32 protein-coding genes and 1 tRNA gene are annotated in these 25,892 nt (G+C 64.9%); 16 read left to right on the top strand and 17 right to left on the bottom strand.

Features of this window, described 5'->3' with window-relative positions; translation table 11 throughout:
• The first annotated feature begins 27 nt into the window (after positions 1-27).
• Complete coding sequence (deoC, locus tag MUK72_RS02985) at positions 28-660, top strand: deoxyribose-phosphate aldolase (RefSeq protein WP_244703788.1); 633 nt, start codon at positions 28-30, stop codon at positions 658-660.
• A gap of 2 nt (positions 661-662) precedes the next feature.
• Here the strand turns inward: deoC and MUK72_RS02980 are convergent, their stop codons facing one another.
• Both MUK72_RS02980 and MUK72_RS02975 read right to left on the bottom strand, forming a co-directional pair.
• Positions 663-944 (bottom strand): hypothetical protein, encoded by a 282-nt coding sequence (locus MUK72_RS02980; protein ID WP_244703786.1) that lies wholly within the window; start codon positions 942-944, stop codon positions 663-665.
• A gap of 110 nt (positions 945-1,054) precedes the next feature.
• Positions 1,055-1,930 carry a winged helix-turn-helix domain-containing protein gene (locus tag MUK72_RS02975; protein WP_244703784.1) on the bottom strand — a complete coding sequence of 292 codons (876 nt, stop codon included), beginning with the start codon at positions 1,928-1,930 and terminating at the stop codon, positions 1,055-1,057.
• Positions 1,931-2,130: 200 nt separating this feature from the next.
• Between MUK72_RS02975 and MUK72_RS02970 the strand changes: the two genes are divergently transcribed.
• Positions 2,131-2,550, top strand: a complete 420-nt coding sequence (locus tag MUK72_RS02970; protein WP_244703776.1) for a dual specificity protein phosphatase family protein — start codon at positions 2,131-2,133, stop codon at positions 2,548-2,550.
• Positions 2,551-2,622: 72 nt separating this feature from the next.
• Positions 2,623-3,867: a tRNA (N(6)-L-threonylcarbamoyladenosine(37)-C(2))-methylthiotransferase gene (locus tag MUK72_RS02965; RefSeq protein ID WP_244703774.1), complete on the top strand. Its 1,245-nt coding sequence runs from the start codon at positions 2,623-2,625 to the stop codon at positions 3,865-3,867.
• A gap of 317 nt (positions 3,868-4,184) precedes the next feature.
• Here MUK72_RS02965 and MUK72_RS02960 read toward each other — a convergent pair whose 3' ends face one another.
• On the bottom strand, positions 4,185-5,144 hold the full coding sequence (locus MUK72_RS02960) for a cation diffusion facilitator family transporter (RefSeq protein ID WP_244703772.1): 960 nt from the start codon (positions 5,142-5,144) through the stop codon (positions 4,185-4,187).
• A gap of 39 nt (positions 5,145-5,183) precedes the next feature.
• Positions 5,184-5,714, bottom strand: a complete 531-nt coding sequence (locus MUK72_RS02955; RefSeq protein ID WP_244703770.1) for an HIT family protein — start codon at positions 5,712-5,714, stop codon at positions 5,184-5,186.
• A gap of 234 nt (positions 5,715-5,948) precedes the next feature.
• On the opposite strand from MUK72_RS02955, the gene MUK72_RS02950 reads away from it, so the two are divergent.
• The 3 genes from MUK72_RS02950 to MUK72_RS02940 are packed head-to-tail and all read left to right on the top strand — an operon-like array spanning position 5,949 to position 7,471.
• On the top strand, positions 5,949-6,149 hold the full coding sequence (locus MUK72_RS02950) for a DUF7835 family putative zinc beta-ribbon protein (RefSeq protein ID WP_004054097.1): 201 nt from the start codon (positions 5,949-5,951) through the stop codon (positions 6,147-6,149).
• Positions 6,150-6,205: 56 nt separating this feature from the next.
• Entirely contained in the window at positions 6,206-7,012 is an 807-nt protein-coding gene (gene pheA / locus MUK72_RS02945; protein WP_244703768.1) for a prephenate dehydratase, read from the top strand.
• Positions 7,013-7,051: 39 nt separating this feature from the next.
• A complete protein-coding gene (locus MUK72_RS02940) occupies positions 7,052-7,471 on the top strand; it encodes an Hsp20/alpha crystallin family protein (RefSeq protein ID WP_244703766.1) in 420 nt (139 codons plus the stop codon).
• A 39-nt stretch (positions 7,472-7,510) separates the two neighbouring features.
• Here MUK72_RS02940 and MUK72_RS02935 read toward each other — a convergent pair whose 3' ends face one another.
• Both MUK72_RS02935 and leuS read right to left on the bottom strand, forming a co-directional pair.
• Positions 7,511-7,975: a hypothetical protein gene (locus tag MUK72_RS02935; RefSeq protein ID WP_244703764.1), complete on the bottom strand. Its 465-nt coding sequence runs from the start codon at positions 7,973-7,975 to the stop codon at positions 7,511-7,513.
• A gap of 44 nt (positions 7,976-8,019) precedes the next feature.
• A complete protein-coding gene (leuS, locus tag MUK72_RS02930; protein ID WP_244703762.1) occupies positions 8,020-10,665 on the bottom strand; it encodes a leucine--tRNA ligase in 2,646 nt (881 codons plus the stop codon).
• Between the two features lie 44 nt (positions 10,666-10,709).
• Between leuS and MUK72_RS02925 the strand changes: the two genes are divergently transcribed.
• Positions 10,710-10,883 carry a DUF7535 family protein gene (locus MUK72_RS02925; protein ID WP_244703759.1) on the top strand — a complete coding sequence of 58 codons (174 nt, stop codon included), beginning with the start codon at positions 10,710-10,712 and terminating at the stop codon, positions 10,881-10,883.
• Between the two features lie 14 nt (positions 10,884-10,897).
• Here the strand turns inward: MUK72_RS02925 and MUK72_RS02920 are convergent, their stop codons facing one another.
• Complete coding sequence (locus tag MUK72_RS02920) at positions 10,898-11,884, bottom strand: ornithine cyclodeaminase family protein (RefSeq protein WP_244703757.1); 987 nt, start codon at positions 11,882-11,884, stop codon at positions 10,898-10,900.
• A gap of 95 nt (positions 11,885-11,979) precedes the next feature.
• Here MUK72_RS02920 and MUK72_RS02915 point away from each other — a divergent pair, with 95 nt between their 5' ends.
• Both MUK72_RS02915 and MUK72_RS02910 read left to right on the top strand, forming a co-directional pair.
• The gene (locus tag MUK72_RS02915; protein ID WP_244703748.1) at positions 11,980-12,831 is read left to right on the top strand and encodes a hypothetical protein; all 852 of its coding nucleotides are present in this window, start codon (positions 11,980-11,982) and stop codon (positions 12,829-12,831) included.
• On the top strand, positions 12,828-13,637 hold the full coding sequence (locus tag MUK72_RS02910; RefSeq protein ID WP_244703746.1) for a hypothetical protein: 810 nt from the start codon (positions 12,828-12,830) through the stop codon (positions 13,635-13,637). The genes MUK72_RS02915 and MUK72_RS02910 overlap by 4 nt, the downstream gene beginning before the upstream one ends.
• Positions 13,638-13,808: 171 nt before the next feature.
• Here the strand turns inward: MUK72_RS02910 and thsB are convergent, their stop codons facing one another.
• The 7 genes from thsB to ilvA all read right to left on the bottom strand — a co-directional run bounded on the left by thsB (position 13,809) and on the right by ilvA (position 20,169).
• Positions 13,809-15,461, bottom strand: coding sequence for a thermosome subunit beta (gene thsB / locus MUK72_RS02905; protein ID WP_343749958.1), 1,653 nt, complete (start codon positions 15,459-15,461; stop codon positions 13,809-13,811).
• 219 nt (positions 15,462-15,680) lie between these two features.
• On the bottom strand, positions 15,681-16,082 hold the full coding sequence (locus tag MUK72_RS02900) for a DUF7383 domain-containing protein (RefSeq protein WP_244703744.1): 402 nt from the start codon (positions 16,080-16,082) through the stop codon (positions 15,681-15,683).
• A gap of 134 nt (positions 16,083-16,216) precedes the next feature.
• Positions 16,217-17,578 (bottom strand): Eco57I restriction-modification methylase domain-containing protein, encoded by a 1,362-nt coding sequence (locus MUK72_RS02895; protein ID WP_244703735.1) that lies wholly within the window; start codon positions 17,576-17,578, stop codon positions 16,217-16,219.
• A gap of 61 nt (positions 17,579-17,639) precedes the next feature.
• A complete protein-coding gene (locus tag MUK72_RS02890; protein ID WP_244703733.1) occupies positions 17,640-18,233 on the bottom strand; it encodes a PaeR7I family type II restriction endonuclease in 594 nt (197 codons plus the stop codon).
• A gap of 378 nt (positions 18,234-18,611) precedes the next feature.
• Positions 18,612-18,692, bottom strand: a tRNA-Ser gene (locus MUK72_RS02885).
• A 26-nt stretch (positions 18,693-18,718) separates the two neighbouring features.
• Positions 18,719-18,922 carry a DUF7981 family protein gene (locus MUK72_RS02880; RefSeq protein WP_244703731.1) on the bottom strand — a complete coding sequence of 68 codons (204 nt, stop codon included), beginning with the start codon at positions 18,920-18,922 and terminating at the stop codon, positions 18,719-18,721.
• Positions 18,923-18,957: 35 nt separating this feature from the next.
• On the bottom strand, positions 18,958-20,169 hold the full coding sequence (ilvA, locus tag MUK72_RS02875; RefSeq protein WP_244705268.1) for a threonine ammonia-lyase: 1,212 nt from the start codon (positions 20,167-20,169) through the stop codon (positions 18,958-18,960).
• Positions 20,170-20,376: 207 nt separating this feature from the next.
• On the opposite strand from ilvA, the gene MUK72_RS02870 reads away from it, so the two are divergent.
• Positions 20,377-20,538, top strand: a complete 162-nt coding sequence (locus MUK72_RS02870; protein ID WP_244703729.1) for a hypothetical protein — start codon at positions 20,377-20,379, stop codon at positions 20,536-20,538.
• Positions 20,539-20,700: 162 nt separating this feature from the next.
• Here the strand turns inward: MUK72_RS02870 and MUK72_RS02865 are convergent, their stop codons facing one another.
• Positions 20,701-21,444 carry a DNA polymerase sliding clamp gene (locus MUK72_RS02865; RefSeq protein ID WP_004054083.1) on the bottom strand — a complete coding sequence of 248 codons (744 nt, stop codon included), beginning with the start codon at positions 21,442-21,444 and terminating at the stop codon, positions 20,701-20,703.
• A gap of 99 nt (positions 21,445-21,543) precedes the next feature.
• Between MUK72_RS02865 and MUK72_RS02860 the strand changes: the two genes are divergently transcribed.
• Positions 21,544-22,299 (top strand): 23S rRNA (uridine(2552)-2'-O)-methyltransferase, encoded by a 756-nt coding sequence (locus MUK72_RS02860; protein ID WP_244703727.1) that lies wholly within the window; start codon positions 21,544-21,546, stop codon positions 22,297-22,299.
• A gap of 96 nt (positions 22,300-22,395) precedes the next feature.
• On the opposite strand, the gene upp is transcribed toward MUK72_RS02860, so the two are convergent.
• Complete coding sequence (gene upp, locus MUK72_RS02855) at positions 22,396-23,070, bottom strand: uracil phosphoribosyltransferase (RefSeq protein ID WP_244703725.1); 675 nt, start codon at positions 23,068-23,070, stop codon at positions 22,396-22,398.
• A 50-nt stretch (positions 23,071-23,120) separates the two neighbouring features.
• On the bottom strand, positions 23,121-23,300 hold the full coding sequence (locus tag MUK72_RS02850) for a DUF8107 family protein (protein ID WP_004054080.1): 180 nt from the start codon (positions 23,298-23,300) through the stop codon (positions 23,121-23,123).
• Positions 23,301-23,477: 177 nt separating this feature from the next.
• On the opposite strand from MUK72_RS02850, the gene MUK72_RS02845 reads away from it, so the two are divergent.
• From MUK72_RS02845 to MUK72_RS02825, 5 genes are all read left to right on the top strand, one after another.
• Positions 23,478-23,798 carry a hypothetical protein gene (locus MUK72_RS02845; protein ID WP_244703723.1) on the top strand — a complete coding sequence of 107 codons (321 nt, stop codon included), beginning with the start codon at positions 23,478-23,480 and terminating at the stop codon, positions 23,796-23,798.
• A 14-nt stretch (positions 23,799-23,812) separates the two neighbouring features.
• Complete coding sequence (locus tag MUK72_RS02840) at positions 23,813-24,220, top strand: SRPBCC family protein (protein ID WP_244703721.1); 408 nt, start codon at positions 23,813-23,815, stop codon at positions 24,218-24,220.
• An 89-nt stretch (positions 24,221-24,309) separates the two neighbouring features.
• Positions 24,310-24,534, top strand: coding sequence for a zinc-ribbon domain-containing protein (locus MUK72_RS02835; RefSeq protein WP_244703715.1), 225 nt, complete (start codon positions 24,310-24,312; stop codon positions 24,532-24,534).
• A 56-nt stretch (positions 24,535-24,590) separates the two neighbouring features.
• Entirely contained in the window at positions 24,591-24,887 is a 297-nt protein-coding gene (locus tag MUK72_RS02830) for a DUF7990 family protein (protein WP_004054076.1), read from the top strand.
• Between the two features lie 13 nt (positions 24,888-24,900).
• Entirely contained in the window at positions 24,901-25,866 is a 966-nt protein-coding gene (locus MUK72_RS02825; RefSeq protein ID WP_244703713.1) for an ArsA family ATPase, read from the top strand.
• The last annotated feature ends 26 nt before the right edge of the window (positions 25,867-25,892 follow it).

Below are 25,892 nucleotides of genomic sequence, written 5' to 3'. Positions count from 1 at the left end.
TATCCCCCGTGCGCTCCCGTGATCGGCATGGACCGCGACGCCTTCGCCGCGAGCATCGATCACACGGTTTTGGGCCCCGAAACGACACCGACCGACGTCGAGCGAGTGCTCGACGAGGCCGCCGAATTCGGGATGAACGTCTGCATTCCACCCTGTTATCTCGACGAAGCCGACGGGCGGGACGTGACCGTCGCCACCGTCGTCGGCTTCCCGCACGGACAGCACGCCCCTGCGATCAAACGCGAGGAGGCCGTCGCCGCCTGGGAGGCCGGGGCCGACGAACTCGACGTCGTCATCAACGTCGGGCGGCTCCGTGCCGGCCAGAACGAGCGCGTCACCGACGAGCTCGCCGACGTGGTGGCTGCCGTCCCGATCCCAGTGAAGGTGATTATCGAAGCACCGCTCCTGGACGATCCCGAAAAACGCCGTGCCTGTGAGTGTGCGGTCGATGCGGACGCCGACTTCGTGAAGACCGCGACCGGGTTCGAGGGCGGTGCGACGGTCGCGGACGTCGAACTCATGAGCGAGTTCCTACCGGTGAAGGCGAGCGGTGGTATCGGCAGCTACGAGAAAGCGAAGGAGATGTTGTCGGCAGGGGCCGAGCGCATCGGCGCGTCGAGCGGCGTCGCGCTCGTCGAAGGGTTCGAGACCGGCGAGTGAGTCTACTGGGCGCGCTCCAGCAGGCGGACGACGCCGGTGACGACGAGCCACGGCGCGGCCACGAGCGCCCCGAAGCCGACGGCCGACGCGGCGAACAGCCACGCCAGCGCCGGCAGCGAAACTGCGAACCAGAGGGCCGCAAAGCCGAGCGTCAGGATCGCGAGCACCGCTACCGCGAGCCCCGTGGTCCGCTCGGCCGTTCGTCGCCGTCGTGCGCGCGCACCGACGCGCCCGTTCCTGTGCAGTACCCCTCGTCCAGTATCGCCAGCGCCGTCGTAACTCATTCTCGTTCATCCGTAGACGACCCGTCGCGATAAGTGTTGGCTGAAAAACATTTCTGTAACGTCGGCAACTGAACTGCGCTTCGGTAGTCGATCGGGAAAATGCGATCCATTCACTCGCGCGTCGCGTCGAGAACGTTCGCCTCGCCGTCGATCGTGAGGACGAGCACGGCGTCGTCGACCGGAATCCGGAGGGAGACTCGCCAGGGATCGGTTTCCTCGACGGTCAGGAACTCGTCGCTCCAGAGGAAAGGGAGCTCCCACGAGGGGGTTTCAGAGATGTCGATGCCGTGATCGTAGAGGAAGGCGATCACGGCGGGGTGGTTCTGGAAGGTCTCGCCGACCGTGGTCGTCATGTCGGCGCTACAGCGCTCGCAGGTGTGGACGATTTCCACTTCGGGGTCCGACGGCGTCTCGCCGGCACGGAGTTCAGGGTGCCGACGGCCGAAACACCACATGCAGAGCCCATCGACGGCGAGGGCGGTCTGTGAGCGCATCCAGCCGTCGTAGATCGAGAGCAGCTCCTCGCGATCCCGGCCGGCGAGCGTGCCCGGCGGGAACGGGAAATCGTGAAACGAGATCCCGCAGTTCGGACAGCGGATGACGACGTACTCGTGATCGTACTCGGCGACGAGGGTCGCCCCGCAGTTGTAGCAGTCGCTGTCGAGCGCGAACGGGGCGACGCTGTGCCGGTCGGCGTCGAGCGCCGCGAGCATCGACCGACAGACCGCCATCCCGCTGAACAGCAGTCCGTAGCCCTCCTCGTCCCGATAGATGAACGTCCCGGTGAGCTGTTTCAGGTGGTAGTTGAACTGGCCGCTATCCGAGAGACCGACATGCTCGTTGAGCGCCGAGAACGGGACCAGTCGGTCGGATGCCTCGTAGAGCGCGAACAAGATCTTGACGCGCGTCTCGTTGGCCAGCAGGCTGAACGCCTCCTCCAGACGGCTCTCGGTCGTCCAGTCGGCCGCCGGCTCATCCCGTTTCATCGTTCACCCGGTGACCGGTGCGGATCATGACGAGGCAATGGGACGGTTCGTGATAAACGCGGGGCCCGGACGAGGGCCGGTCGTTTATCAGCAAGGGGAGGCTCGTGACGGCCGTGGAACCGAACGAGTCGGAGAGGACGAAGGCCACCTGCAATCGGGAACGAGAACGGTCCGAGCCGCTCGTTCGACCGTTCGGATACGTGGCAGACGAACCGGTCGTCCGCCGTATCGGCGACCGGGAACTGTATCTCGGAAACGGACTCGCGGCCGACGGGGATTTTCACGACCATCGATTTCGATACGTGCTGTCGGCCACCACGGACGAACGACCGCTGACGACCCACCATCACCCACTCGACGACGGGCCGGGCAACGACTGGCCCACCTTCGAGGCGGCTGTCGACATCGCCCGGATGCTCTTTCGGCGGAACGGCCCGCTACTGATTCACTGCAACGCCGGAATTTCACGGAGTAGCACGCTTATTGCGACGACGCTCGCCACCGAGGAGCAACGAGGGTTCGACGACGCACTCGACATCGTCCGCGACGCGCGGCCGCACGCACTGCCACATCCCGCGCTCCACGAATCGGCGATCGTCTATCTCGCCGCACAGTCATAGTCGCCCGATCGAACGAGCGGAAGGATGAGCCGTCGCGTTTTTGGCCGCGCGCGCCGGAGCAGTCGTAAGCGGATGGCCAGCTATCACATCGAGACCTACGGCTGCACCGCGAACCGTGGCGAGAGCCGCACCATCGAGCGGCGGCTCCGCGACGGCGGCCATCACCCCGTCGACGGTCCTGCGAACGCCGACGTGGCCATCCTCAACACGTGCACCGTGGTCGAAAAAACCGAGACGAACATGCGCCGCCGGGCCGAGGAGCTCGACGAGGCAACCGCCGATGTCGTCGTCACCGGCTGCATGGCGCTCGCACAGGGCGAACAGTTCGCCGATCTCGACGCGACGGTCTGTGGCTGGGACGAAGTCCCCGAGGTCGTCCGCAACGGCGAATGCCCGCGGCCGACGCCCGACGCCGAACCGGTGCTCGACGGCGTCGTGGGAATCCTCCCCATCGCGCGCGGCTGCATGAGCAACTGTTCGTACTGCATCACCAAACACGCCACCGGCAAGATCGACTCGCCGCCGATCGAGGAGAACGTCCGGAAGGCCCGCGCGCTCGTCCACGCCGGCGCGAAGGAGATCCGCGTCACGGGCCAGGATACAGGAGTATATGGCTGGGACACCGGCGAGCGCAAACTCCACGAGCTGCTCGAACGCATCTGCGCCATCGACGGCGACTTTCGGGTGCGCGTGGGCATGGCCAACCCGAAGGGCGTCCACGGCATCCGCGAAAAGCTCGCGGACGTCTTCGCCGAGGAGGAGAAGCTCTACAACTTCCTCCACGCACCCGTCCAATCGGGCAGCAACGACGTGCTGGGCGATATGCGCCGTCAGCACCAGGTCAGCGAGTTCCGCGATGTCGTCGCAACCTTCGACGACCGACTCGACCACTGGACGCTCGCAACGGACTTCATCGTCGGCTTTCCTTCGGAAACCGACGCCGACCACGAACAGTCGATGGCCCTGCTCCGCGAGACGACCCCCGAGCGGATCAACGTCACCCGCTTCTCGAAGCGCCCCGGCACCGACGCCGCCGAGATGAAGGGGCTCGGTGGCACACTCAAAAAGGAGCGCTCGAAGGCGATGAGCGACCTGAAGATGGACGTCGTGGGCGATGCCTACGAGTCGATGGTCGGCGAGCGCCACGAGGTAATGGTCGTCGAACACGGCACCGGGGACTCGGTGAAGTGCTACGACGAGGCCTATCGCCAAGTCATCATCCAGGATGCACCCGGCTACGGCGTCGAACCCGGCGATCTCGTCGACGTCGAGATCACGGGCCAGAACACCGTGTACGCCTTCGGCAAACCTGTCTAGGGTGATTTTGGAGACGAAACGTTTCGCTGGTTTCCGGGGAGTGGCGATTTTCGTGAGTTTGATTCGATAGCAACCGATTCGACGACAGTAGTCGGTCTGACGGCAATCGGTTCGACGACGATTCCTGACAACAATGAGAGACCGCTACCGCCCCCGCACCGCCCACATACCTCCCCAACCGATTGCGCTCCTCACTCGCTTCGCTCGCTGTGGTGCTCATCCCTCGCGCAGTGTTCGCGCTCGGTGCTCGCTATTGCTCGCACACGAGCGCGAGCGCGCGCCGACCGCGGCATGTGGATCAGGTTCGGAAAAAGTGATTATCCAGGGCCGCGATCGACGTTCGATTCGTCGTCCGGCCGTTCGTCGGTCCCGCGAACCAGTCTGTCGGCGTCCGGGTCCCGTTTCCACTCGCCGAGTTCCTTCGGGTCGATGTGGACGAACACGTCGTCGACGGGGTCGAGCGCCTGGATCGACGCGACGATCGCGCTCTCGATGTCGTGGGCCTCCCTGAGTGTGCGATCCCCCTCGACCTCGATGTGGATGCTCACGTCGATCTCCGGGCCCACGTAGTGGGCGATGACATCGTGGGCACCCTCGACGTCGGGATGGGCGAGCGCGCGCCGGAGGATGCGCCGCTGGAGGGCTTCGGAGGGTGCGCCACCGACCAGGTAGGGCACGTTGTCGCGGACGACCTCGATCCCGGTGTAGAGGATCCCGATGGAGACGAGCGCCGCCGCGAGCGGGTCGAGCAGCGGAACCCCAAAGCGCGCGCCGAGTACGCCGACGAGCGCCGCGCCAGCGGTGAGCACGTCGTTGCGGTTGTCGAGCGCGGTCGCCGCGAGCGCCGGCGAGTCGTGAGTACGACTGGCCGACAGGGAGTAGCGGTAGAGACCGGCCTTCGCGATCGCCGCGCCGGCGAGCACCGCGATGGCGATCGGACTCTCGGTAGCGGTCACGGTACCGGAGAAGATCGCCGTCACCGACTGCCAGAGCACCGTGCCACCGGTCAGGAAGATGCCGAGCGCGATGGCGAGCGCGACGAACGGCTCGATGCGCTCGTGGCCGTGTGGATGCTCGCTGTCGGGCGGCCGGGTCGTGAGATAGAGCCCGCCGAGAACGACGGACGAGTAGACGGCATCGACGAAACTGTTGGCGGCCTCCGAGCCGACCGCGAGGCTCCCGGTTTCGAGCCAGACCCAGCCCTTCGCGGCGGCGAGAACGACGTTCGCCGCGAGAACGACGAGGCCGATCCGCCGAATCGCGCCCGCACGACTCATCACTGGACGATTGACGAGCGCGCGCAAAGACGCTTCGGCCTACACGATGTGGACCGCATCGTCGGGGTCGTCGACACGGATGCCCTCCTGATCGGCGAAGGCCGCATGGAGATGGTCGTAGGTGTCGTCGATCGCCTCGACGATGACCTGCGTCTCGTCGATGACCGGCATGAAGTTGGTGTCACCGTTCCAGCGCGGCACCACGTGTCGGTGCAGGTGATCGTCGATCGAGCCGCCGGCCGAATCGCCGAGGTTCATCCCGGTGTTCGCGCCGTCGGGGCCGAGTCCCGCCTCGATCGCCCGCAGCGTCCGCTGGGTGAGCCGCGACAGGTCGAGCAGTTCCGCCTCCGTGAGCTCGCCGTAGACGCCGGTGTGTCGGTAGGGGATCACCATCGCGTGACCCGGGTTGTAGGGGGCGTTGTTCAGCAGGCAGAAGGCGTGTTCACTCCGGGCGACGATCCGCGAGTCGCGGTCGGCGTCGCGATCGGGGAGCACGCAGAACGGACAGCCATCGGCGTCGCCGTCGCGCTCGACCCAGTCGATGCGCCACGGTGCGAACAGCTCGTCCATGTACGCCGTATTCGAGGGATCGGTTTAACCGCTCGTATCGCGGCCGAAACTCAGCTGTAATAAGTTTTTTGGCCGTTTTCGACTGTTTCACCGTTCACGCAGCGAAAACGGTTCGTCGAAATCGGGCCGGAGCGGGTTTCTTTCTCGCGTTCACCCCGAAAAACGTTGAAACTCGGGGGAATCGAAACGAACGGAATTCGGTGTTTATGGGGGTCTCGCCCGGAGAAACGGGTGATGTCAACAACAAGCCGATCTGCAAGCGACCTCACTGAAGCCTGCGAGGACTGCGGCCGCGACACACCCCATAGCGTCTCGATCGAGCTGCGCACCGAAAGCGACAAACGAGAGAACCAGGAGTTCTCCCGCGAACCCTATCGCATCACCGAATGTGTCGCTTGCGGCAACGAGACGGTACTGCGGATGAACAACGCGTAACCTTCTCTCGCCGATGACGGCGACGGGCTTTTGCCCACCGACGGACAGGCACGGTCATGCAGGCAGTCACGCTCGGGCCGGCCGGCACGTACTCCCACCGCGCAGCGCAGGCCGTCGGCGACGAGATCGCCTTCCGCGAGTCGGTGACGGGGATCGTCGAGGCGGTCGCGACCGGCGCGGCCGATCGGGGCGTCGTCCCGATCGAGAACAGCATCGAGGGCTCCGTCACCGAGAGCCTCGACGCGCTCGCCGGCTTCGAGGTGGCGGTCGTCCGCGAGCTCATCACGCCGATCCGGCACGCGCTGCTCGCTCAGAGTGAAGAGTTCGACGTCGTGGCGAGCCACTCACAGGCGCTCGCGCAGTGTCGGAGCTATCTCGACACGGAACATCCGGACGTGTCGCTCGAATCGGTCACGAGCACCGCCCGCGGCGTCGAGCGCGCCCGCGAGGAGTCGACGGTGGCGGCGATCGGCCGCCCGGACACGGCCGACGGCGAGCTCCAAGTGCTCGCCGAGAACATCCAGGACCGCACCTCGAACGCGACACGGTTCGTCGTCGTCGCGCCGATCGACGAACGCTCGACCGGGGGCGGCAAGAGCTCGCTCATCGTCTATCCGAACGACGACTACCCCGGCCTCCTGCTGGATCTGCTCGAACCGTTCGCCGACCGACGCATCAATCTCACACGGATCGAATCGCGCCCGAGCGGCGAGCGCCTCGGCGATTACGTCTTCCATTTCGACGCCGAGGCGGGGCTCTACGAGGAGCGCACCCAGGAGGCCATCGCGGTCATCGAGGAGATAGCGGCGAAGGGCTGGGTGCGTCGGCTCGGCTCCTACGACGTCGAACACGTGGTCGGGTGAGGTGTGATTTAAGATGCTCGCGGTCGTAGCCCGTGGCGAATGTCACGACGCAACCCCTTCGAGGAGATCGAGCAGATGTTCGAACAGATGAGCGACCAGTTCGGCCAGTTCGACGACATGAACGTCCCGGCAACCCAGTCGCTCTCGGTCGATCTCGCCGACCACGAGGACAGCTTCGAGGTCACGGCCGATCTCCCGGGCTACGAGCGCGAGGATATCGACCTCTCGGTGGCCGATCGCACCCTGCGGATCAGCGCCGAGCGCGACGAATCCACCGAGGAGGGTGACGGGAACTACCTCCGCCGCGAGCGCCGTCGCCAGTCGGTCAGTCGGTCGCTCTCGCTCCCCGAGGAGGTCGCGGAGGAGGAGGCCAGCGCCACCTACACGAACGGCGTGCTCACGGTCACGCTGCCGAAGGCCGCGACTGACGAGGACTCGCGCAGTATCGACATCGAATAGCCCCTCGCCACCCCACCCACCACACCGACCGCGGCCGATTCAGAGATAGTCAGCGATCTCCCGAGCGGTCGCGTCGGTCGCTGCTTCCCAGTCGTCGGGCCGATCGCCGCCGCGTTTCGGCGGATCGAGGACGAAATCGACGGTGCGATAGCGAAACGAATCGAGCGCCTGTGTGCCGATCCGTCCGACGAACTCGGCGTTCAGTCGTTTCGAGGAGACCCCGCCGCTCGTGAGATCGTAGTAGCCCGTGAAGAGCTGAAACACGTCGACTGCGTCGGCGGCGAGCGTCTCCTCGTCGAGATGGCGGAACAGTTTCGCGGTGTTGTTCGCCGGGTCAGCCCGTCGCCACTCCAACTCGACGAGGGCCACGTGATCGTCGGCACGACCCGCGACATCGACCGGCGTGGTAGCGACGTGGTGTTCGGTTTTCCAGTCGAATCCAGGACGGAGAACGGCGAGGCGCTCGCGGAGGCGCGACTGGACGGCGGTGGCGAACGAACCCATCGGCGGAGCTCCGGCCGAGCAGCTCGTATGGGTTTCGACCCAGGTCAGCCCTCGTGGATCTCGATGGCGGGCCGACCGGGCGTCGCCCCCCGGGCGACGTCGTCGGGCGCGTCGCTCGCGCGTTCGAGGCGGATCTCAGCGTCGAACTCGCGCTCGAACAGCCACGCGGCGCGTTCGAGCGCGGCGAACTCCGCGGCGGGTGCGAGCGCTTCGGTCAGCGATTGGTGGCGCTCGGCGAGATCTTTCGCGTAGTCGGCGGCCGCCTCGCCGCGCTCGCGGAGCTCCTCGTCGGCCATCACGCTGCCGACCACGTCCTCGTCGCTCGCGATGGCGATGGCGAGCGCGCGGTGTTTCCATTCGGGCGCGACGACGACTTCGATCGCCGCCGGCTCCTCGATGTTCGCCACGTCGAGGATGTGGCGGACGTCCTCGCGGGTGTTTGCGACGAGCTGGCGCTCGGCCTCGTGGTCGGCATCGTGTGCCGCCTCGGGCCAGTCGGCCTCGGCGACGAAGTCGTCCTCGCCGAGCGCCGTCCAGCACTCCTCGGTGACGTGGGGCGTGACGGGTGCGAACAGCCGCACCGCCGTGTGCAGGCCGCGCTCGAAGGTGTGCTCGTCGGGCGTCGCCTGCTCGCGGTAGCGCCGAAGCAGCGAGACCAGCCCGCGCGCCTCACGCAGTGCGTCGTTGAACCGGAAGTTCTCGTAGCCGGCGCTCGCCTCGTCGATCGTCGCGTCGATCTCGCGGGCGACGTACTCGTCGATCGGGCGCTCGCCGGCGTCGGCGGTCGCGGTCTCGTCGGCGGCGAACGCCTCGACCATCCCGAGCAGGCGCTCGATGAACTCGTTGCTCGACCGGACGCCGCGCTCGGTCCAGTCGAAGTCCTTGCTCGGCCGGGCCGCGCCCATCATGAACAGCCGGGCCGTGTCGGCACCGTACTCGTCCATGATCTCGACCGGCGAGACGACGTTGCCCTTGCTCGACGACATCGCCGTCCCGTCGAGCTGGACCATCCCCTGCGGGAGGTAGTGCTCGAACGGTTCGCGGACGTCGAGCAGCCCCATGTCGCCGATGGCTCGGGTCACGAACCGCGAGTAGAGCAGATGCATGATCGCGTGCTCGATGCCGCCGACGTACTCGTCGACGGGCATCCAGTCGTTCGCGCGCTCGGTGTCGAAGGGGACGGCCTCGCCGTCGGGCGACGTGAACCTGAGGAAGTACCACGACGAGTCCATGAACGTGTCCATCGTGTCGGTCTCGCGCTCGGCGGGGCCACCGCACTCGGGACACTCGGTCTCGACGAACGACTCGACCTCTTCGAGGGGGTTGCCCGTCGGCGTCGGGACGAACTCGGGGAGTTCCACGGGGAGCTCGTCGTCGGGCACCATCACGGGGCCACACTCATCGCAGTGGACGACCGGGATCGGCGTGCCCCAGTAGCGCTGACGGGAGATGAGCCAGTCGCGCAGACGGTACTGGGTGTGGTTGGCGGCCGTGTCGAGATCGTCGACCAGCCGGTCGCGAGCGGTTGCACTCTCCATGCTGTCGTACTCGCCGCTGTCGACGAGCACGCCGTCGCCGGTGTAGGCCGCCTCGTCGATGTCGACCTCGCCGTCCTCGGGCGCGACGACCTGCTCGATCTCGATGTCGTACTCGGTGGCGAACTCGTGGTCGCGCTGGTCGTGGCCCGGCACACCCATCAGCGCGCCCGTGCCGACGTCCGAGAGGACGAAATCGGCGACGTAGACGGGGATCTCCTCACCGGTCGCGGGGTTGATCGCGTACTCGCCGGTGAACACGCCGCGTTTCTCATCGCCGTCGGCGTCGGGATCGAGCGTCTCGACCTGTGTCGCGAGCTCAGGATCGTCGGCAATCAGTTCTTGTGTGAGTTCGTGGCCCGGTGCGAGCGCGAAGAAGGTCGCGCCGTAGATCGTGTCGAGACGCGTCGTGAACACCTCGATGCCGCCGAACTCGGGCACCTCGAACTCCACCGTGGCCCCCTCCTGACGGCCGATCCAGTTGCGCTGCATCCCGCGCACGCTGTCGGGCCACTCGTCCAGTTCGTCGATGCCGTCGAGCAGCTCGTCGGCGTAGTCGGTGATCGTCAGGAACCACTGGTCGAGCGTGCGTGATTCGACCGGTGTCCCGCAGCGCCAGCAGAGTTCGGCCTCGCCCTCGACCTGTTCGTCGGCCAGTACCGTTTCACAGGACGGACACCAGTTGACCTCGCCACCCTTGCGCTCGGCGAGCCCCTCCTCGTAGAACCGTTTGAACAGCCACTGGTTCCAGCGGTAGTAGTCGGGCTCACAGGTCGTTATCTCCCGATTCCAGTCGTAGCCGAACCCCATCGACTGCATCTGGGTCTTCATCGTGTCGATGCAGTCCATCGTCCACTCACGAGGGTTGATCTCGCGCTCGATGGCTGCGTTCTCGGCCGGCAGACCGAACGAGTCCCAGCCCATCGGGTGGAGCACGTCCTCGCCTTGCAGCCGCTGATAGCGGGCGTAGGCGTCGGTGATGGTGTAGTTCCTGACGTGGCCCATATGGAGATCGCCCGACGGATAGGGGAACATCGCGAGCACGTAGCTCGGGTCGGTGGCGTCGTCGGACGTCCGATAGACGTCGGCGTCGGCCCACCGTTCCTGCCACTTCGACTCGATGGCGGCGTGGTCGTAGGTGTCCTGTCGTTGCATTTACCGCCGATTGATCCCGGCCGGTTTTTTATGTTATCATTGGTGTGGGTGGCCACCACGCTGGTTTCGACCAGCCACGTATCGCCGACAGGGGCACCATCGGCTGGGCGATGGTCGTCGGACTGTTGATCGTCGTGCTGCCGCTGTTGCTGATTCTCGTGATCGTCTGGGCGCTCACGAAACTGTTCGACCACGCCGCTGACCGCGCGACCGAGTAAATCGAACCTGCTTCTCAGCGACCGACGAGCGGGAAGGAATCGACGTCGTCGGCCTCGCTGGCGTGCTCGTAGATGACGTGGGCGGTCGCGACGTCCTGGATCGCCAATCCCGTGGAATCGAAAACGGTGACCCCGTCTTCATCCGTGCGGCCCGACCGATCGCCGATGACGATCTCGCCGACCGCGCCGTGGATGTCGGAATCGTCGATGCGGCCGTCCTCGTAGGAACGGCTGATCTCGCCGGAGTGGGTCGTCTGGGCGTGGTCGTCGATGACCAGTTTCGCGTCGACGAGGATCTCCGGGTCGAGCTCCTGTTTGGCGGCGGCGTCGGCCCCCATCGCGTTGATATGCGTGTGTGCGCCGAGATCGGCCCGCGAGACGACCGGCTCCGTGCTGGGCGTCACCGTCGAGAGGACGTCACAGGCAGCGGCCTCGGCGATCGAGCCGGCACGAACGTCGAAGCGGTCGGAGAAGGCGTCGACGAACGCGTCGACCGCATCGCTGTCCAGATCGGAGACGACGACCTCCTCGATCGGGCGGATTTCGGCAATCGCCTCCAGCTGCGTGTACGACTGGACGCCCGCGCCGACCAGCCCCATGCTCCGTGCCTCGGGGATGGCGAGCTGGTCGGTGGCGACGGCGGCCGCGGCACCGGTGCGTTTCATCGTGAGTTCGGTGCCGTCCATGATCGCGAGCGGGACGGCGGTCTCGGGGTCCGAGTAGATCATCGTCCCGATCACAGTGGGGAGATCGAACTTCTCGGGGTTGTCGGGATGGACGTTGACCCACTTGATGCCGGCAGCGTCCCACTCGCCAGCATCCATGTAGGCCGGCATCGAACGGAAATCGCCGTTGTACTGATCGAGTTCGATGTAGGACTTCGCCGGCATCAGCGCGTCGCCGCGCTCGTAGGCCGCGAACGCGTCGCCCACAGCGTCGATGACCTCGTCCATCCGCGCGTTCGCGTCGACCCCCTCGCGATCCAGCAGAAGTGTCTCCATGCCGGCGGTATCTGCGCCGCCGTCTTAACTCCACCACCTCCGGAAGCGGCGTGCAGACGACAAAGTATTTGCCACGATGGCTGTGAACGGAACCCATGCGACGAACGTTCGCGGCGGTATTGCTGTCGGTACTGGTCGTTCTCGCCGGCTGTTCCGGCGTGTTCGGCGGGGACGACGAGTCGGCCGAAACGGTCACGCCGGCTGCTGTGCCGACCGACGAGCCGACGCCGACGCCGGTAGCGCAACTGGCCCCGGGCGTCACGAAGCGGGGGATCGAGAACCCGCGTGCGCTCATCGCCGCCCATCGGTCGTTCCTCCAGAACCGGTCGTTCACCCAGCGATCGAACTCCACGGCGCTGGCGGCGAACGGTTCGGCGATCCTTCAAGCAACGAGTACAGCCCGTGCGGGACCGCAAGGAAAGAGGCTTCATTCGGTAATAGAGCGAAACGGGTCGTTCACCTCACGGGAGCCAACGACGATCTCGACACGTAGCGAAGCGTGGTGGGGTGGCGAGCAGTATCTCGTGAAACGGACGTTCCCAAACGGAACGACGACGTACAGTCGGCCGCCGATCGACACAACGCGTATCGATATCGCAACCGGAACGCTTCCGTATTTACTCGGATCGTTCGACACGAACAACACCACAGTGACCGATCACCAGTCCCGAAACGGAACCACGCTGTACCGCATCAACGGGACCAGCGACGTACCGAGACAGCCAAACACCACTCTCGAACTGCTCGTCGATTCGCGTGGCGTTATCCACGAATACACGACGATTCGACGGCTCTCCGCCGACACCGGTGTATCGAAAAGCGTAACAAGAACACGACTTGTCGCCATCGGTGAGACTGACGCACCCGAGCGGCCGTCGTGGATCGAGACGGCGAAAAATCGGACGACCGCAACACGCGAAGCCGGAACGGCGAGGAACGGTGAATGAGGCCGCGCGTTCTGCTCGTCGCCGCGTTGGTCGTGCTCGCCGGCTGCAGCGGCGTCTTCGGTGAAGGTGGTCAGCCGACGGAAACGATCACGCCGGCAGCGGTTCCCACCGACGAACCGACCCCAACGCCGGTACCGCAGCTCGCGCCCGGGCTCACGGGAGCGGGAATCGAGAATCCGAGTGTGCTCGTCGGAGCTCACACGTCCGTCCTCCGGAACAAGTCGTTCACCATACAGTCGAATTCGACGGGCATGGCATCGAACGGTTCGGTCATCGATCAGTCGGCGGGGACGCTCCGCGCAGGACCGCCGGGCGAGGGCGTTCATCTCGTCTCCAAAGGAAACGGAACCGCCACCTATTCGATCTGGTCGAACGACGGACGAACGTTCCAGAATCGAACAGTTCCGAACGGAACGACGACATACCGTCGATCCGAAGTGCATTCAGGAGGACGATACGGCACCAATGGAGTGGGACTGCGAAGCCTTCTCGAACCGTTCCTTATCGCTAACACGTCCGTGACTGAACGGGAGCGCAACGGGACCACGCTGTATCTCGTTCGCGGGAGCACACGGATCGATGAGGAATATAGACGGGGAAACATCAGTCTCCGAATGCTCGTCGATAGTCAGGGATTCATCCACAGCTATCGAACGGTACGAGAGGCAGCATTCGACGAGGATATCGCTCGGATCATCAGCGAAAATCAGTATTCGAAGATCGGCGCGACCGACGCACCCGAACGCCCGTCGTGGGTCGCAACCGCCAAAAATCGAACCACACCGACAGGGGGCAGTCAGAATTGAACGGTCGGATAAGGATCGGACGACACACCGGACCGGGATGGTCGTAGCTGCTGAGATTAGATTGAAAAAAACAGCGTTCGTGCGGTCGCGGTGCGGTTTGCGGTGCGGTCTTTTTCCCCAAGTTTTTGCGAACGAGCGGCCGGTAGGCCGCGAGTGATGCAAAAAGTGGGTTTACATCATGCCGCCCATGCCACCCATACCGCCCATTCCGCCCATGCCACCCATGCCGCCGGGTGCACCGCCGGGGCCGCCCGCGTCGCCGTCGCCCTCGGTCGTGAGGTCGCCGGCGGAGATGATGTCGTCGATCTTGAGCACGAGGTTCGCGGCCTCGGTGGCACTCGAAAGCGCCTGCTCTTTGGCGTGGGCCGGCTCGACGACGCCCGCCTCGAAGGTGTTCTCGACCTCGCCGTCGAAGACGTTGAGGCCGGCCTTCTCGTCGCCGGATTCGTGGGCCGAGCGGAGATCGACGAGCGTGTCGATCGAGTCGAGACCGGCGTTCTCGGCCAGCACTCGCGGAACGAGTTCGAGCGAGTCGGCGAACGTCTCGACGGCGAGCTGCTCGCGGCCGCTCACGGAGTCGGCGTACTCGCGCAGGCGGGCGGCGACCTCGACCTCGACCGCGCCGCCGCCGGCGAGCACGCGCCCGTCGGAGACGGTCTGGGCGACGACTTCGAGCGCGTCGGTGATGCCGCGTTCGAGCTCGTCGACGACGTGGTCGGTCGAGCCGCGGAGGAGGAGCGTCACGCCGTGGGACTGGTCGCCCTCGACGTAGAACAGCTCCTCGTCCTCGTCGCGCGTCACCGAGCCGGTGCCGAGATCGGCGCTGGTGGCGCTGTTGAGATCGGAGACGATCGAGGCACCGAGCACCTCCTTCAGGAACTCGATGTCGGATTTCTTCGCACGGCGGACGGCGAGGATGCCCTCCTTGGCGAGGTAGTGCTGGGCGAGGTCGTCGATGCCCTTCTGGCAGAAGACGACGTCAGCGCCGGTGTCCTTGATCTGCTCGACCTTCTGTTTGAGCTGCTCGTCCTCCTGATCGAGGAACTGCTGGAGCTGGTCGGGATCGGAGAGGCTGACCTGCGAATCGACGTTGGCCTCCTCGACCTCGACGGCCTCGCTGAGCAGGAGCACCGAGGCGTCCTCGACGTCGGTCGGCATCGTGTCGTGGACCGGGTCCTTCGAGATGACCGCGCCGTCGAGCAGTTCCGAGTCGCTCGCGGACTCGCCGGTCTGGGTCTCGATGTTGACGAACTCGAGGTCGACGATGCTCTCGCCGGCGTCGTTCTCGACGGTGACGTTCTGAACGGCGTCGACGATGAGCTGGGCGAGCTGCTCCTTGTTCAGCTCCGCACCCTTGCCCGTCATCGAGGTCTCGGCGACCTTCTTGATCCGGTCGGTATCGTCGGCCTCGATCTCCTCGGCGACGTTGCCGATCTCCTCCCTGGCTTTCTCGCTGGCCAGGTGGAACCCGCGGATGATCGCCGTCGGGTGGATGTCCTGCTCGATGAGCTCCTCGGCGTTCTTCAGGAGTTCGCCCGCGACCGCAACGGCGGTCGTCGTCCCGTCGCCGGCCTCGTCCTCCTGTGTCTCGGCGACCTCGACGATCATCTCGGCGGTCGGGTTGTTGATGTCCATCTCGGTGAGGATGGTGACGCCGTCGTTCGTGACGGTGACGTCGCCCATCGAGGAGACGAGCATCTTGTCCATCCCTTTCGGCCCGAGCGTCGATCGGACCGAATCCGCTACTGCCCGCGCCGCGTCGATGTTGTGCGACTGTGCGTCGCGGTCCTTGACGCGCTGGGAGTCGTCACCCATGATGATCATGGGCTGGCCCTGCATTCGCTGACTCATGATTCACCGAACGATTGAATGTGCTTCTATATAAAAGTGGTTATCCGTTCCGGCGTTCGTGAGACGCTCGAACGGGACCAGCGAGGACGAACCAGCCGACTCGACGCTCGTATCGTTCACTATACGTTGAGTGTTAACACGAGTCTATTAGCCAAAACGGCGGTTGCGGGAAGCGTTTATAACCTCGGCGACTCACTCGATCGGCTCCTTCCAGTGAACGACCACAGATCCCACGACGAAATCGTCGCGGGTGTCGGCATCGCGGACGAACCGGATTGTGTTCTCACCGGGTTCGAGGTCCGCGCCGGTGATCGGGTCCATCCAGTACTGCCAGCCCGGTGCCGGCGGGATATCGAAGCCCGTGAGCGCATCGCCGTTGACGACGATCTCGTGGCCGTAGCTCCCGACCTCGAACAGCTGGCATTCGAGATACGCCTCCGTGGTCGGTCCGGCAGGAACGGTGAACTCCTGTGTGGAGGAACGGTGGTTGCCGACGAACTCGGCCCAGGGCACGTCGAGTCCGTCGGAGCTCTCGCCGAGGTGTTCCTGGAAGTCGAGCAGCGCGTAGTTCGCACGGATGCGGGTATCGCTCATCACTCGATCCTCGTCGGTCACGGGATTAAATCCACGGTCCGGTTAGCAATAGTGAGTCTGTTTACGGAGTGGTTAGAGCCACTCAGAGTGGATTGCGTCCTACTGACGGAACAAGCGACGTTTCGTCGTGTGAGCTAGAGGGTTTCTTGATACGTTCCGCATAGTTCCCTCGGAATCGGCAAATCGCGGAGGACTCGGCTCTGGAGCCGGATGAAGCCGTTTGCCGCCTTCTGGCAGTGGGCATTCATCCACCGTCGCGCGTCGGGACCGTTCAGATAGTCCAGTAGTTCATCGAACGGGACACCCGATTTCGGGACGAGATAATAGACCGAATGTCTCGGGACGACAGTCCCGTCGTTTTCGGCCCAGAATCGCGGTCGTTTCGCGATGTCTTTGAACACGATTTTCGACTGGAGGAGATCATCCATCGGTGGGGTCTCGTGCCACGAGTACCACGGCTTCCCGTTGTCGACGCACGATCGGTCTTCGAGGCGGTCACGGTGTAGTTCCGCCCACTGCCCGAACGCCCCCAATTCGCTCTCGTCCGGCAGTGATCCATCAGTTCGATACGGACAGACGAGCACGCTGTCGGTCTGCGGACCGTCGTTCGCGGTCAACTGTCGTCCCGAAACGGTCGGTCGAATCCAATCGGGCGCGAGTTGGGGCGGTACGTCGTCGCGGTTCATGACGAAAAGAGCATCAGCACCGGTTGCCATCCCCGCAGAAATACGAACCGTTGCGTCCCCGAGGGTGGCTCCGGTTTCCATCCCCCCAGCGTCCGACGTACGGACAGTTGCCGCCCAGCTCTCACCGTCTTGCGGAAGTAGAGTCGTATGTGTTGATCCGTCACGCAGCAGTATTCGCGTCTCATCGCGCTGTCTCCGACGAACGGTGGTCACACAGGGGAACGTCACGAGATCGTCGAACACGTCTTCGTCGAGGTGGTCGATCGTCTCGACGTGAACGTCAGCGGCGCTCAACAACTGCCGGAGCGGGGCGGCGGTGTCCACGTATTCGAACTTCTCGGGAGTCACGAACGACAGCACCCCACCCTGTTCGAGTAGCTCGACGGACCGTTCGAAAAACAGAAGATACAGGTCGAATCGACCGACAGCAGTACTAAATCCGGCCTTATAGCGGCGTTTTTCCTCCTCATCCAACCCCTCGATCGGAACGTACGGCGGGTTGCCGACGATGTAGTCGACCGTTCCGATATCGATCATATCGTCCGCGAGATAGTCACACCGTTCGAATCGTGCGTGTTCGAGTTCCCGATTGCGGGCTACATCGAGGTGCTGTGGATCAGTGTCAACACCTACCCCGCTCGGAAACGGATGGTTTTCCGCCTCGCAGAACCGCTCGACGGCAGCGGCAAACGGACCAGTACCGCATCCGGGATAGAGAATTCGGTCGCCCTCTTGCGGCGGAGCATCGTCGAAGAGTCGTCCGACCATTTCCTCGGCCAGGCCGTCCGGCGTCGGGACGTGACCTTTCATTGACCGACCATTGGGCCGCCAACCCATATAAAATTATATAATACTCGAGTTTCGCCGGCGTTTAGCCGTCCCGTTCGTGGTCGACGTGTGCCGTCACGTGTGAGAGAAGCGATCGGATGAACCGACCGAATCGGAGTTCCTCGTTCGGCTGTCTGTATTCGCCCTCCAGACCGCCCTCTTCGTCGGTCAAAAGAAACGCCGAGCCGTCGGTGATGCGCTGGCGGACCATGCGGAGACACAACTGTTCGACGCGGTCGATGTAGGTTGCGTTCTGGAACTCGTCAGCGGCCGGAAAGTTCGGTTCGTGAAGTCGCGGCACGTTGTTGGAGTCCTCGTTGTCGGCCATGAGTATCAGATAGCCGACCCACGGTGCCGGCGACGGCGCGAATGCACCCTCTTCGTACGCCTGATACAGGTCCGTGTTGCTGCCGATGGCTTCCTCGGCGCGGTTGTTCAGGTTGTTCCCGAACGAACTAGCAATGGATTTGAATTCGATAGCGGCCAACAACTGGCCGTCATGGATGACCGCCGTGTCCCAGCGTTTCGTCGGTCGGTAGTAGCCCGGTAGCGTCGCAGCATGGTCATGGACGATCGATTCGCGGGGGAGACCGTTCTCAACGAGAACGTCCTCGACGAGTCCTTCGAAGCCACTCATCTGGTCCCCGCCGAGCACCTGTGCCCGACGTCCACGAGTGCTGTTTTCGGACTCGCGTTGAGCATCCTCCTGATCCGAAAGAGTGGCCCAATACCACTGGATCGCATCGGCAATCTCGGAATCGAGATCGTCAATCACAGCGTGTGTAGCTAGCAGTGCTGTGTAGTTCTGCCGATTTCCTATACTGCTGAATTTACAAAAAACACGCCGGGACGGGGATTTGAACACGGTCGGACGTGCTCACTCGCTGCGCTCGTTGTGCGCGACCTCCCTGCTGCAAATCCCCGTCGTGTACGCTTCGCTCGTCACGTCCGTTCCTCGCAAAAGCACGGTCGCGGCAAAGCCGCTCCCTGCCCTGCTTCGCTGCGCTCGGAAAAACGCCGGGACGGGGATTTGAACCCCGGATCCCAAAGGGAACACGCTTTCCAGGCGTGCGCCTTACCACTCGGCCATCCCGGCTCGGTCGGGACTACCGGAGTCGCGGGTTAAGACCTTTCGCTCCGCGCCAGCCGATCCTCGAACAGATAGCTCGCCACGCTGGCGACGATCCAGACGATCGCCGCGATGGCGAGTTTGACCAGCAGGCTGATCCCGGGAGCGGCGATGAGTTCGTAGCCCTGCGCGAGCACGAGGAAGGCGAGCGCGCCGACCGCACCCCACAGCAGGCTCGTTTTCGTTCGCGGGCGCATCAGTTCGCGAGCGCCGCGGTGTCGGTACGGACCATTCAGACGAGCACCTCGGGCGCGTAGCCGTTGGCTTCGAGCGCATCGAGCAGCGTCGCGACGTGCTCTTCGCCCCGGGTTTCGAGATCGATCGCGACCTCGGTGGCGGTCATGCCGCTGTCACGGGAGGTGCGATCGTGCTGGATGGCGTAGATGTTCGCGCGCTCGTCGGCGATAATCTCGACCAGACGTTCGAGCGAGCCAGGCTGGTCGGGGAGCGTCGTCCGGAAGTGGAGATAGCGACCCGATTCAACCAGCCCGCGCATGATCACCGTCCGAAGCATGTTGAGATCGATGTTGCCGCCACAGAGGACAGGGACGATGACCTCGTCCTCGCGATACTCGAACGCCTCGGCGAGGATCGCGGCCATTGGCACCGCACCAGCCCCCTCGATGAGCGTCTTCGAACGTTCGAGCAGCGTCGTGATCGCGACGGCGATGTCGGGATCGGAGACCGAGACGACCTCGTCGACGCGCTCCTCGATGATCGGGAACGTCCGCTCGCCGACCCGCCGTGTGGCGATGCCGTCGGCGATCGTGTCGACCCCGTCGAGCTCCTGGACCGACCCCTTTTCGAGCGACTGGGCGACGCTCGACGCACCCTCGGCCTCGACACCCACGACCCGCGTGTCGGGCGACGTCGCCTTGATCGCGGTGGCGATACCGGCGATGAGTCCACCGCCGCCGATGGGGACGACGACCGTCTCCACGTCCGGAAGATCTTCGACGATCTCCAGACCGATGGTTCCCTGACCGGCCATCACGGTCGGGTCGTCGAAGGCGTGGACGTAGGTGCGGTTCTCGTCGGCCTCGATCTCGTGGGCTCGGGCCTGGGCCGTGTCGTAGTCCTCACCGTGGAGGACGACCTCGGCCCCGTAGCTCCGTGTGGCCTTCACTTTCGCGATCGGGGCGTGTTCGGGCATCACGACCACGCTATCGACGTCAGCGCGCGTGGCCGCGAGTGCGACGCCCTGGGCGTGATTGCCAGCGCTCGCGGTCACGACACCCGCCGCCTGCTCCTCGTCGGTGAGCGTGGCGATGCGGTTCGATGCGCCGCGGATCTTGAACGAGCCGGTGCGCTGGAACACTTCGAGTTTGGGGTGGACTGCCGCGCCCGAGAGATCAGAGAACGAGTAGGAGTGTTCGAGCGGCGTGTGACGGGCCACGCCGTCGACGCGCTCGCGCGCCTCGCGGATATCGTCGAGACCGAGCATACGACGATTCCGTCGCTCGGCGGTATAGTTCTTGCTGGAAGCGGCGGTGGAGGGCCGCCGAAGCGTGTGACGCACCGATGCTCCGTCGCGGGTGGTCATCAATGCCCGGAAAGCGGAGTGAAAGTGAACGTGTCGGCCGCCACACCCGCGGTGCTGTGGCGGCCGCGGCTGCGGTGCGGTTGGGGTAGCGGTTGCGGTGGGGGTGCTGTGCGGTCCTGGCGGATGAAGGGCGAGGCGCGCCGGCACGAGCGAAGCGAGTGCCGCGACCGAAGGGAGCGCGCCGAGGGCTTCGGCGGTGCGGAGGCGGGTGCTGTTCGGTGTGGCAAGCGTAGCATCCGCGCGAACGAACGTGAGCGCGGTTCACCGTGAACGAGCGCGAAGCGCGAGTGAACGGGAGTTTTTAGTCCAGGTTTTTGCGACCAGCGAGGGACCTTCGGTCCCTCGTGCCGTGCGAACGGGCGCTTCGCGCCCGTGAGCAGAGAGTGGTCGGCGAACGGAGTGAGCCGACCCGAGGAGTAAAAAAGTGGGTTTCTAGTCGCTCTGGATGCGCGGCGCGAGCATGTAGGTGACGCTCCCGTCGGCTTCGGCGACGTCGAAGTGGAGTTTGACCGGGAACTCCTCGCCCAGGTCGATCGTGACCTCGGCGTCGCCGGGGATGGCCTTGTTCATGTCCTTGAGGTAGTCGAGGCTGAACAGCGAGTGGGCCGGGCCGACGGTGAGGTCGATGAGGTCCTCGGTGTCGAGCTCGAAGTGAACGTCGTCGGTGTCGCCTTCGGCGTCGACGTAGAACTGTTCGGCATCCTCCTCGACGCCGAGAGCGATGTGGTCGGAGACCATGTCGGCGGCTTTGACCGCACGATTGATATCGCGACCTTCGAGGACGATCTTCGCGGGGAGATCGAGATCGGGGATGTCGGGCTCCTGGCGGACCGATTCGGGGTCGATGAGCGCGAGCGTGTACTCCAGGCCATCAATCGAGATGTGGAGCTTGCGGGTTTCCTCGTCGAGTTCGAGGTGGACGAGGTCGTCGCTGCCGGCCATGCCCGCGATGTCCTGCAGTCGGGAGAGGTTCACGCCGATGACGCCGCCGTCGGCCTCGTACGACTCGAAGGCGTCGGCGGAGAGGGCCAGGTCGACCATCCCGACGTTCGCGGGGTCGACGGCTCGGATGGCGATCTCGTCGTCGTTGAGGTGGAGCTTGCACTCCTCGACGAGCACACTCACGGAGTCGAGGGCCGTTCTGAGCGTCCCCGCACTCACGATGGCGTTGAACATGGCTCCGGTACGACCAGCCGGGTTATAAAAGATGTGCGTTCGGCTCGCCGAACGAACCGAGCGAAGGGCGTTTACGCGCCCGTGGAGTAGTCACGCGGGATGGCGCGCCGGGACGAATACTACAACAAGGCAAAACAGCAGGGCTACCGCTCGCGGTCGGCCTACAAGCTCCAGCAGTTGGACGAAACGGCGGATCTCTTCACCGACCGCAGCACCGTGATCGACCTGGGCGCGGCACCCGGCGGCTGGCTCCAGGTCGCGGCCGAGCGCGCACCGGAGGGCCGCGTCGTCGGCGTCGACCGCCAGCGCATCGAGGCGATCGACGGCGTCGAGACCCGCCGTGGCGACCTCACCGACGAGGACGTCAGAGCGGAGCTGAAGGCCGACATCGGTGAGGCGGACGTCGTACTTTCGGATATGGCCCCGAACATGAGCGGCGAGTACGACCTCGATCACGCGCGCTCGGTCCATCTCGCCCGCCAGGCGCTGGACGTGGCTCGCGAGGTGCTCACGCCGGGCGGCGACCTTGCCGTGAAGGTGTTCGACGGCCGCGATCTCGACGGGCTAGAGGCCGATGTCGAGGAAGCGTTCGAGTACGTTCGGACCGTACGACCCGACGCTTCGCGCGACGAATCCTCCGAACTCTATCTGGTTGGCAAGGGTCGCATGACCGCCCCCATCGAGGTCGGCGACGAGCTGACGGTCGAGATCACCGCCACCGGCGAGGAGGGTGACGGGATCGCCAAGATCGAGGAGTACACCGTGTTCGTCCCCGACGCCGAGGAGGGCGACCGAGTGCAGGTGCGCATCGCGGACGTGAAACCGCGCTTTGGCTTCGCCGAGCGCGTCGATTGAGGCCGAACGCCCGGCGAATCGGCGTTCGTCCAGCTTCTCAATTCTCCAGTCGAAACAAAGGGGTTCGTGTCGGTGAAATCGAATGCGGGCGGTCGATTACTGGGTCCGGAACGCACGGTCGCCAGCATCGCCGAGTCCCGGAACGATGAAGCCGTTCTCGTCGAGGCGCTCGTCGATGCTCACGGTGAGGAGGTCGGCCTCGGGGAACCGTTCGCCGACCCGAAGCAGGCCGTCGGGTGCGCTGACCGCCGAGAGAACGAACAGGTCCTCGGGCTCGGGCGCGTCGGCGAGGACGTGTTCCAGTACTGTGCACATCGTCGAGCCGGTGGCGAGCATCGGATCGGCAACGATCACGGTGTCCTCGGGGGTGATCTCGGGGAGTTTGGTGTAGTCGATGGTGATGGGGAACTCGCCGTCGGTCATGCCAGCCTCCTCGTCGCGGCCCGCCGAGATGACGCCCTGTTTGGCCCGCGGGAAGGCCTTCAGCAGCCCCTCGACGAACGGCGTCGCCGCGCGGAGGACGTTGACGATGACGACGTCGTCGAGACCCTTGACGCGCTCGCCGGTGGTCTCGGCCAGCGGCGTCGTGATCGAGACGTACTCGGTCTCCATCGCGCCGTCGATGATCTCGTAGCCACAGATACGGCCGAGTTTGACGAGCCCTTTTCGGAAGGCGACCTGTTCCATATCGGCACTCCGTAGTCGTGAGAGCGTGTCTCGCGCCAGTGCGTGCGTGATGAGCGAAGCCGAATCGCGCTCGGAGATGGGCATGGTAGAGCGGGTTCCCCCGCGCGTATAAAATCATCTCATCAGCCACCGCCTCAACGCAGCACGGCCAGATAGGTGACGAGCGCGATCACCAGCGTCGCGAGCGCCGCCGTCCGCAGCGAGAAGGCGAGCACGCCGAGCAGCGAAAGCCCCCACACGATGACCGTCCCGAACACCGCCGAGAGCAGCAGATCGAGCACGAGCAGAACACGGATGTCGCCGTCCGAAGCCATCATATCGGACGACGGCCGGCCGGATTATATACTATCGGTCCAGCCACATCTCACACCAGTCACTCTCCACACTCGTCCACAGCAACCCCGGACAGGGAACGCTCCCTGGATGCGGATCGGCACTCCGAGGGATGAGGTCGGCCGACAACGTATTCACGCAGCCAGCGTACGGCCGCCATGAAGCTCACGAACCGCCACGGGACGCCGGTCGATCCGGTACCGTTTCTCGTCGTTTCGTCGCTCGCCTTCCTCGTGAGCTTCTCGTACGGGCCGATATATCTGCTGGCGCTCGGGCTCTCGCTACCGGCGGCGATCGTCGTTTCGACGCTCCTGTTCGTGTGCGCCACAGCCGCTGCCTATCATCAGATGGTGCTGACGACGCGCCCGGAGCTGCGCGGCGAGATACCACCCGAGCGACGCCTTCGCCGGCTGGTGTACGCGGCCGCCGTGCTCCTGGCGCTGCTCGCGCTGCTATCGCTGCCGTTTTTGGTGCCCTGATCCACGGTAGTCGTATGCGCGAGGTCAGCGCGTCGCGGTTCGTCCGGGCAACGCCGGCGACCGTCGAGCGCGCGCTCACACCGCGGTCGCTCGTCGAGTACGAGGGGAGTTTTACCGTCTACGAGGTCGAGGACACCGACGAGGGGTGGCTCGTCATCGCCGGCTCGCGTGGGGTCGAGCTCGCGCTCGTGTTCGAACTCGATGGTGAGGGACTGACCTACGAACAGCGCGGCGACGGCCCGCTGGAAACGCTCGAAACGACGATCACGTACGAACCGAAGGACCAGGGCACCAGCGTCCGGATGCGTTCGCGGGTGAGCTCCGGGCTCCCCCTCGCGTCGCTCACCGACCGCGTGGCCGCCTGGAAGCGCCGCGGCGAGCTCCAGCGAGCGCTCTCCCGTCTCGCCGACGACGTGGAGTGAGAGCCGAGTGATTCCTGTTCGAGTGACGCCCGTGTATCGCGTGCGCACAGCCGCACACGGATTTATCCGTCCTCGCCCGAACGCGCTGTATGGGGTTCACTAACACGATCAAGGAGACGCTGCAGGCCTCGACCGAGTCGGCCAACCGCGGTGGTGGAAAGGGCGACGGCTCGAAGGATGCCTACTGGTGTCACGACTGCGCCGAGCGGGTTCGTGACGTCGATGTCAAAGGTGAGGAACCGCCGGACTGTCCCGACTGCGGCGCGATGATGGAGTTCGAGCGCTCGCCCTCGACGACCGGCTGTGCCTGCTGAGCGAACGGATCATCGAGCCGGCGGTCGTTTAAGTGCGTGCGAGTCGTTCTCGTGTCATGGCGCTCGCAGACCGCATCGCGACCTATCGCGAGATCATCGAGGAGTGGCTGCACGGGCTCTATCACGGGATGATCGAGGGGCCGGCGTTCGAGCTGATCGAGAAGGAAGCCGAGGACACCGACGACGTGTTCATGCTCGCGTGTTTCGCCGACGCCTTCGGGATCCCGAGCCCCGTCTCCTACTACACCGCCGAACTGCTTCCCTACCTCGCCGAGGAGTTCCAGGGCTGGGAACGCCGGCTCTGGGATCGCGACACGCTCATCGAGCGCAAGGGCCAGCAGTATCACTTCTGATGGAGTGGCTATCGTGAGGGAGTTCGTCTTCTTCGGTGGCAAGGGCGGCGTCGGCAAGACCACCGTCTCCTGTGCGTACGCGCTCAAATGCGCCCGGGCGGGGCTCGACACGCTCGTGGTCTCGACCGATCCGGCCCACAGCACCGCCGACGTGTTCGACCAGGAGTTCGGCGACGAACCCCGACCCGTCGAGGGCCACGACGGGCTCTCGGCGATGGAGATCGACCCCGACGAGGAGGTCTCTGAACACCTGATGGAGACCAAGCGCGCGCTCGCCGATCAGGTGAGCCCCGCGATGGTCAACGAGATCGACAAACAGATCGAACTCGCCCATCAGACCCCCGGTGCGTACGAGGCTGCGCTGTTCGACCGGTTCATCGACGTGATGCGCGACAGCGACCACGACCGCGTCGTTTTCGACACCGCACCGACGGGCGGGGCGCTCCGCCTGCTCTCGCTCCCCGAGTTCCTCGACGACTGGATCGCCCGCCTCATCGACAAGCGCACCGAGAGCATCGATCTCTACGAACGGGCGGCCATCGGCGGTCGCGAGGCCCGCCGGCGGATCGAGGACGATCCGATCATCGAACGCCTGCGCGAACGCAAGGAGATGTTCGAATTCGCCGGGCACGCGCTCCGCGAGCGGGCGACGTTCTTCCTCGTGCTGAACCCCGACGAGCTCTCGCTGCGCGAGACCGATCGCGCGCTCGACGACCTCGACGAGTACGACCTCTCGGTTGGCGGGTTGCTCATCAACCGCTTGACGCCCGAACCCGACGACGGCGAGGACGGTCACGGCGCACGCTACCTCCGCGAGCGCTGTGCGAACGAGCGCGAGCGCGTCGCGACCGTGCACGAGGAGTTCGCCCCGCCGGTGCGCGGGACGATCGAGACCCGCGTCGCCGAGATCAAGGGCGACCTGCTCGCCGAGGTCGCGGCCGAACTCGATATCGAAGTCGCGACCGAACCGACCCCCTGACCGCGATTCTTCCGGAATGTGACCAC

The sequence above is a fragment of the Halococcus dombrowskii genome (assembly GCF_022870485.1).
In the GTDB taxonomy this organism is placed as follows: domain Archaea; phylum Halobacteriota; class Halobacteria; order Halobacteriales; family Halococcaceae; genus Halococcus; species Halococcus morrhuae.
The sequence above is the reverse complement of the archived record's forward strand: the minus strand, read 5'-3'. Positions and strand labels throughout refer to the sequence as shown.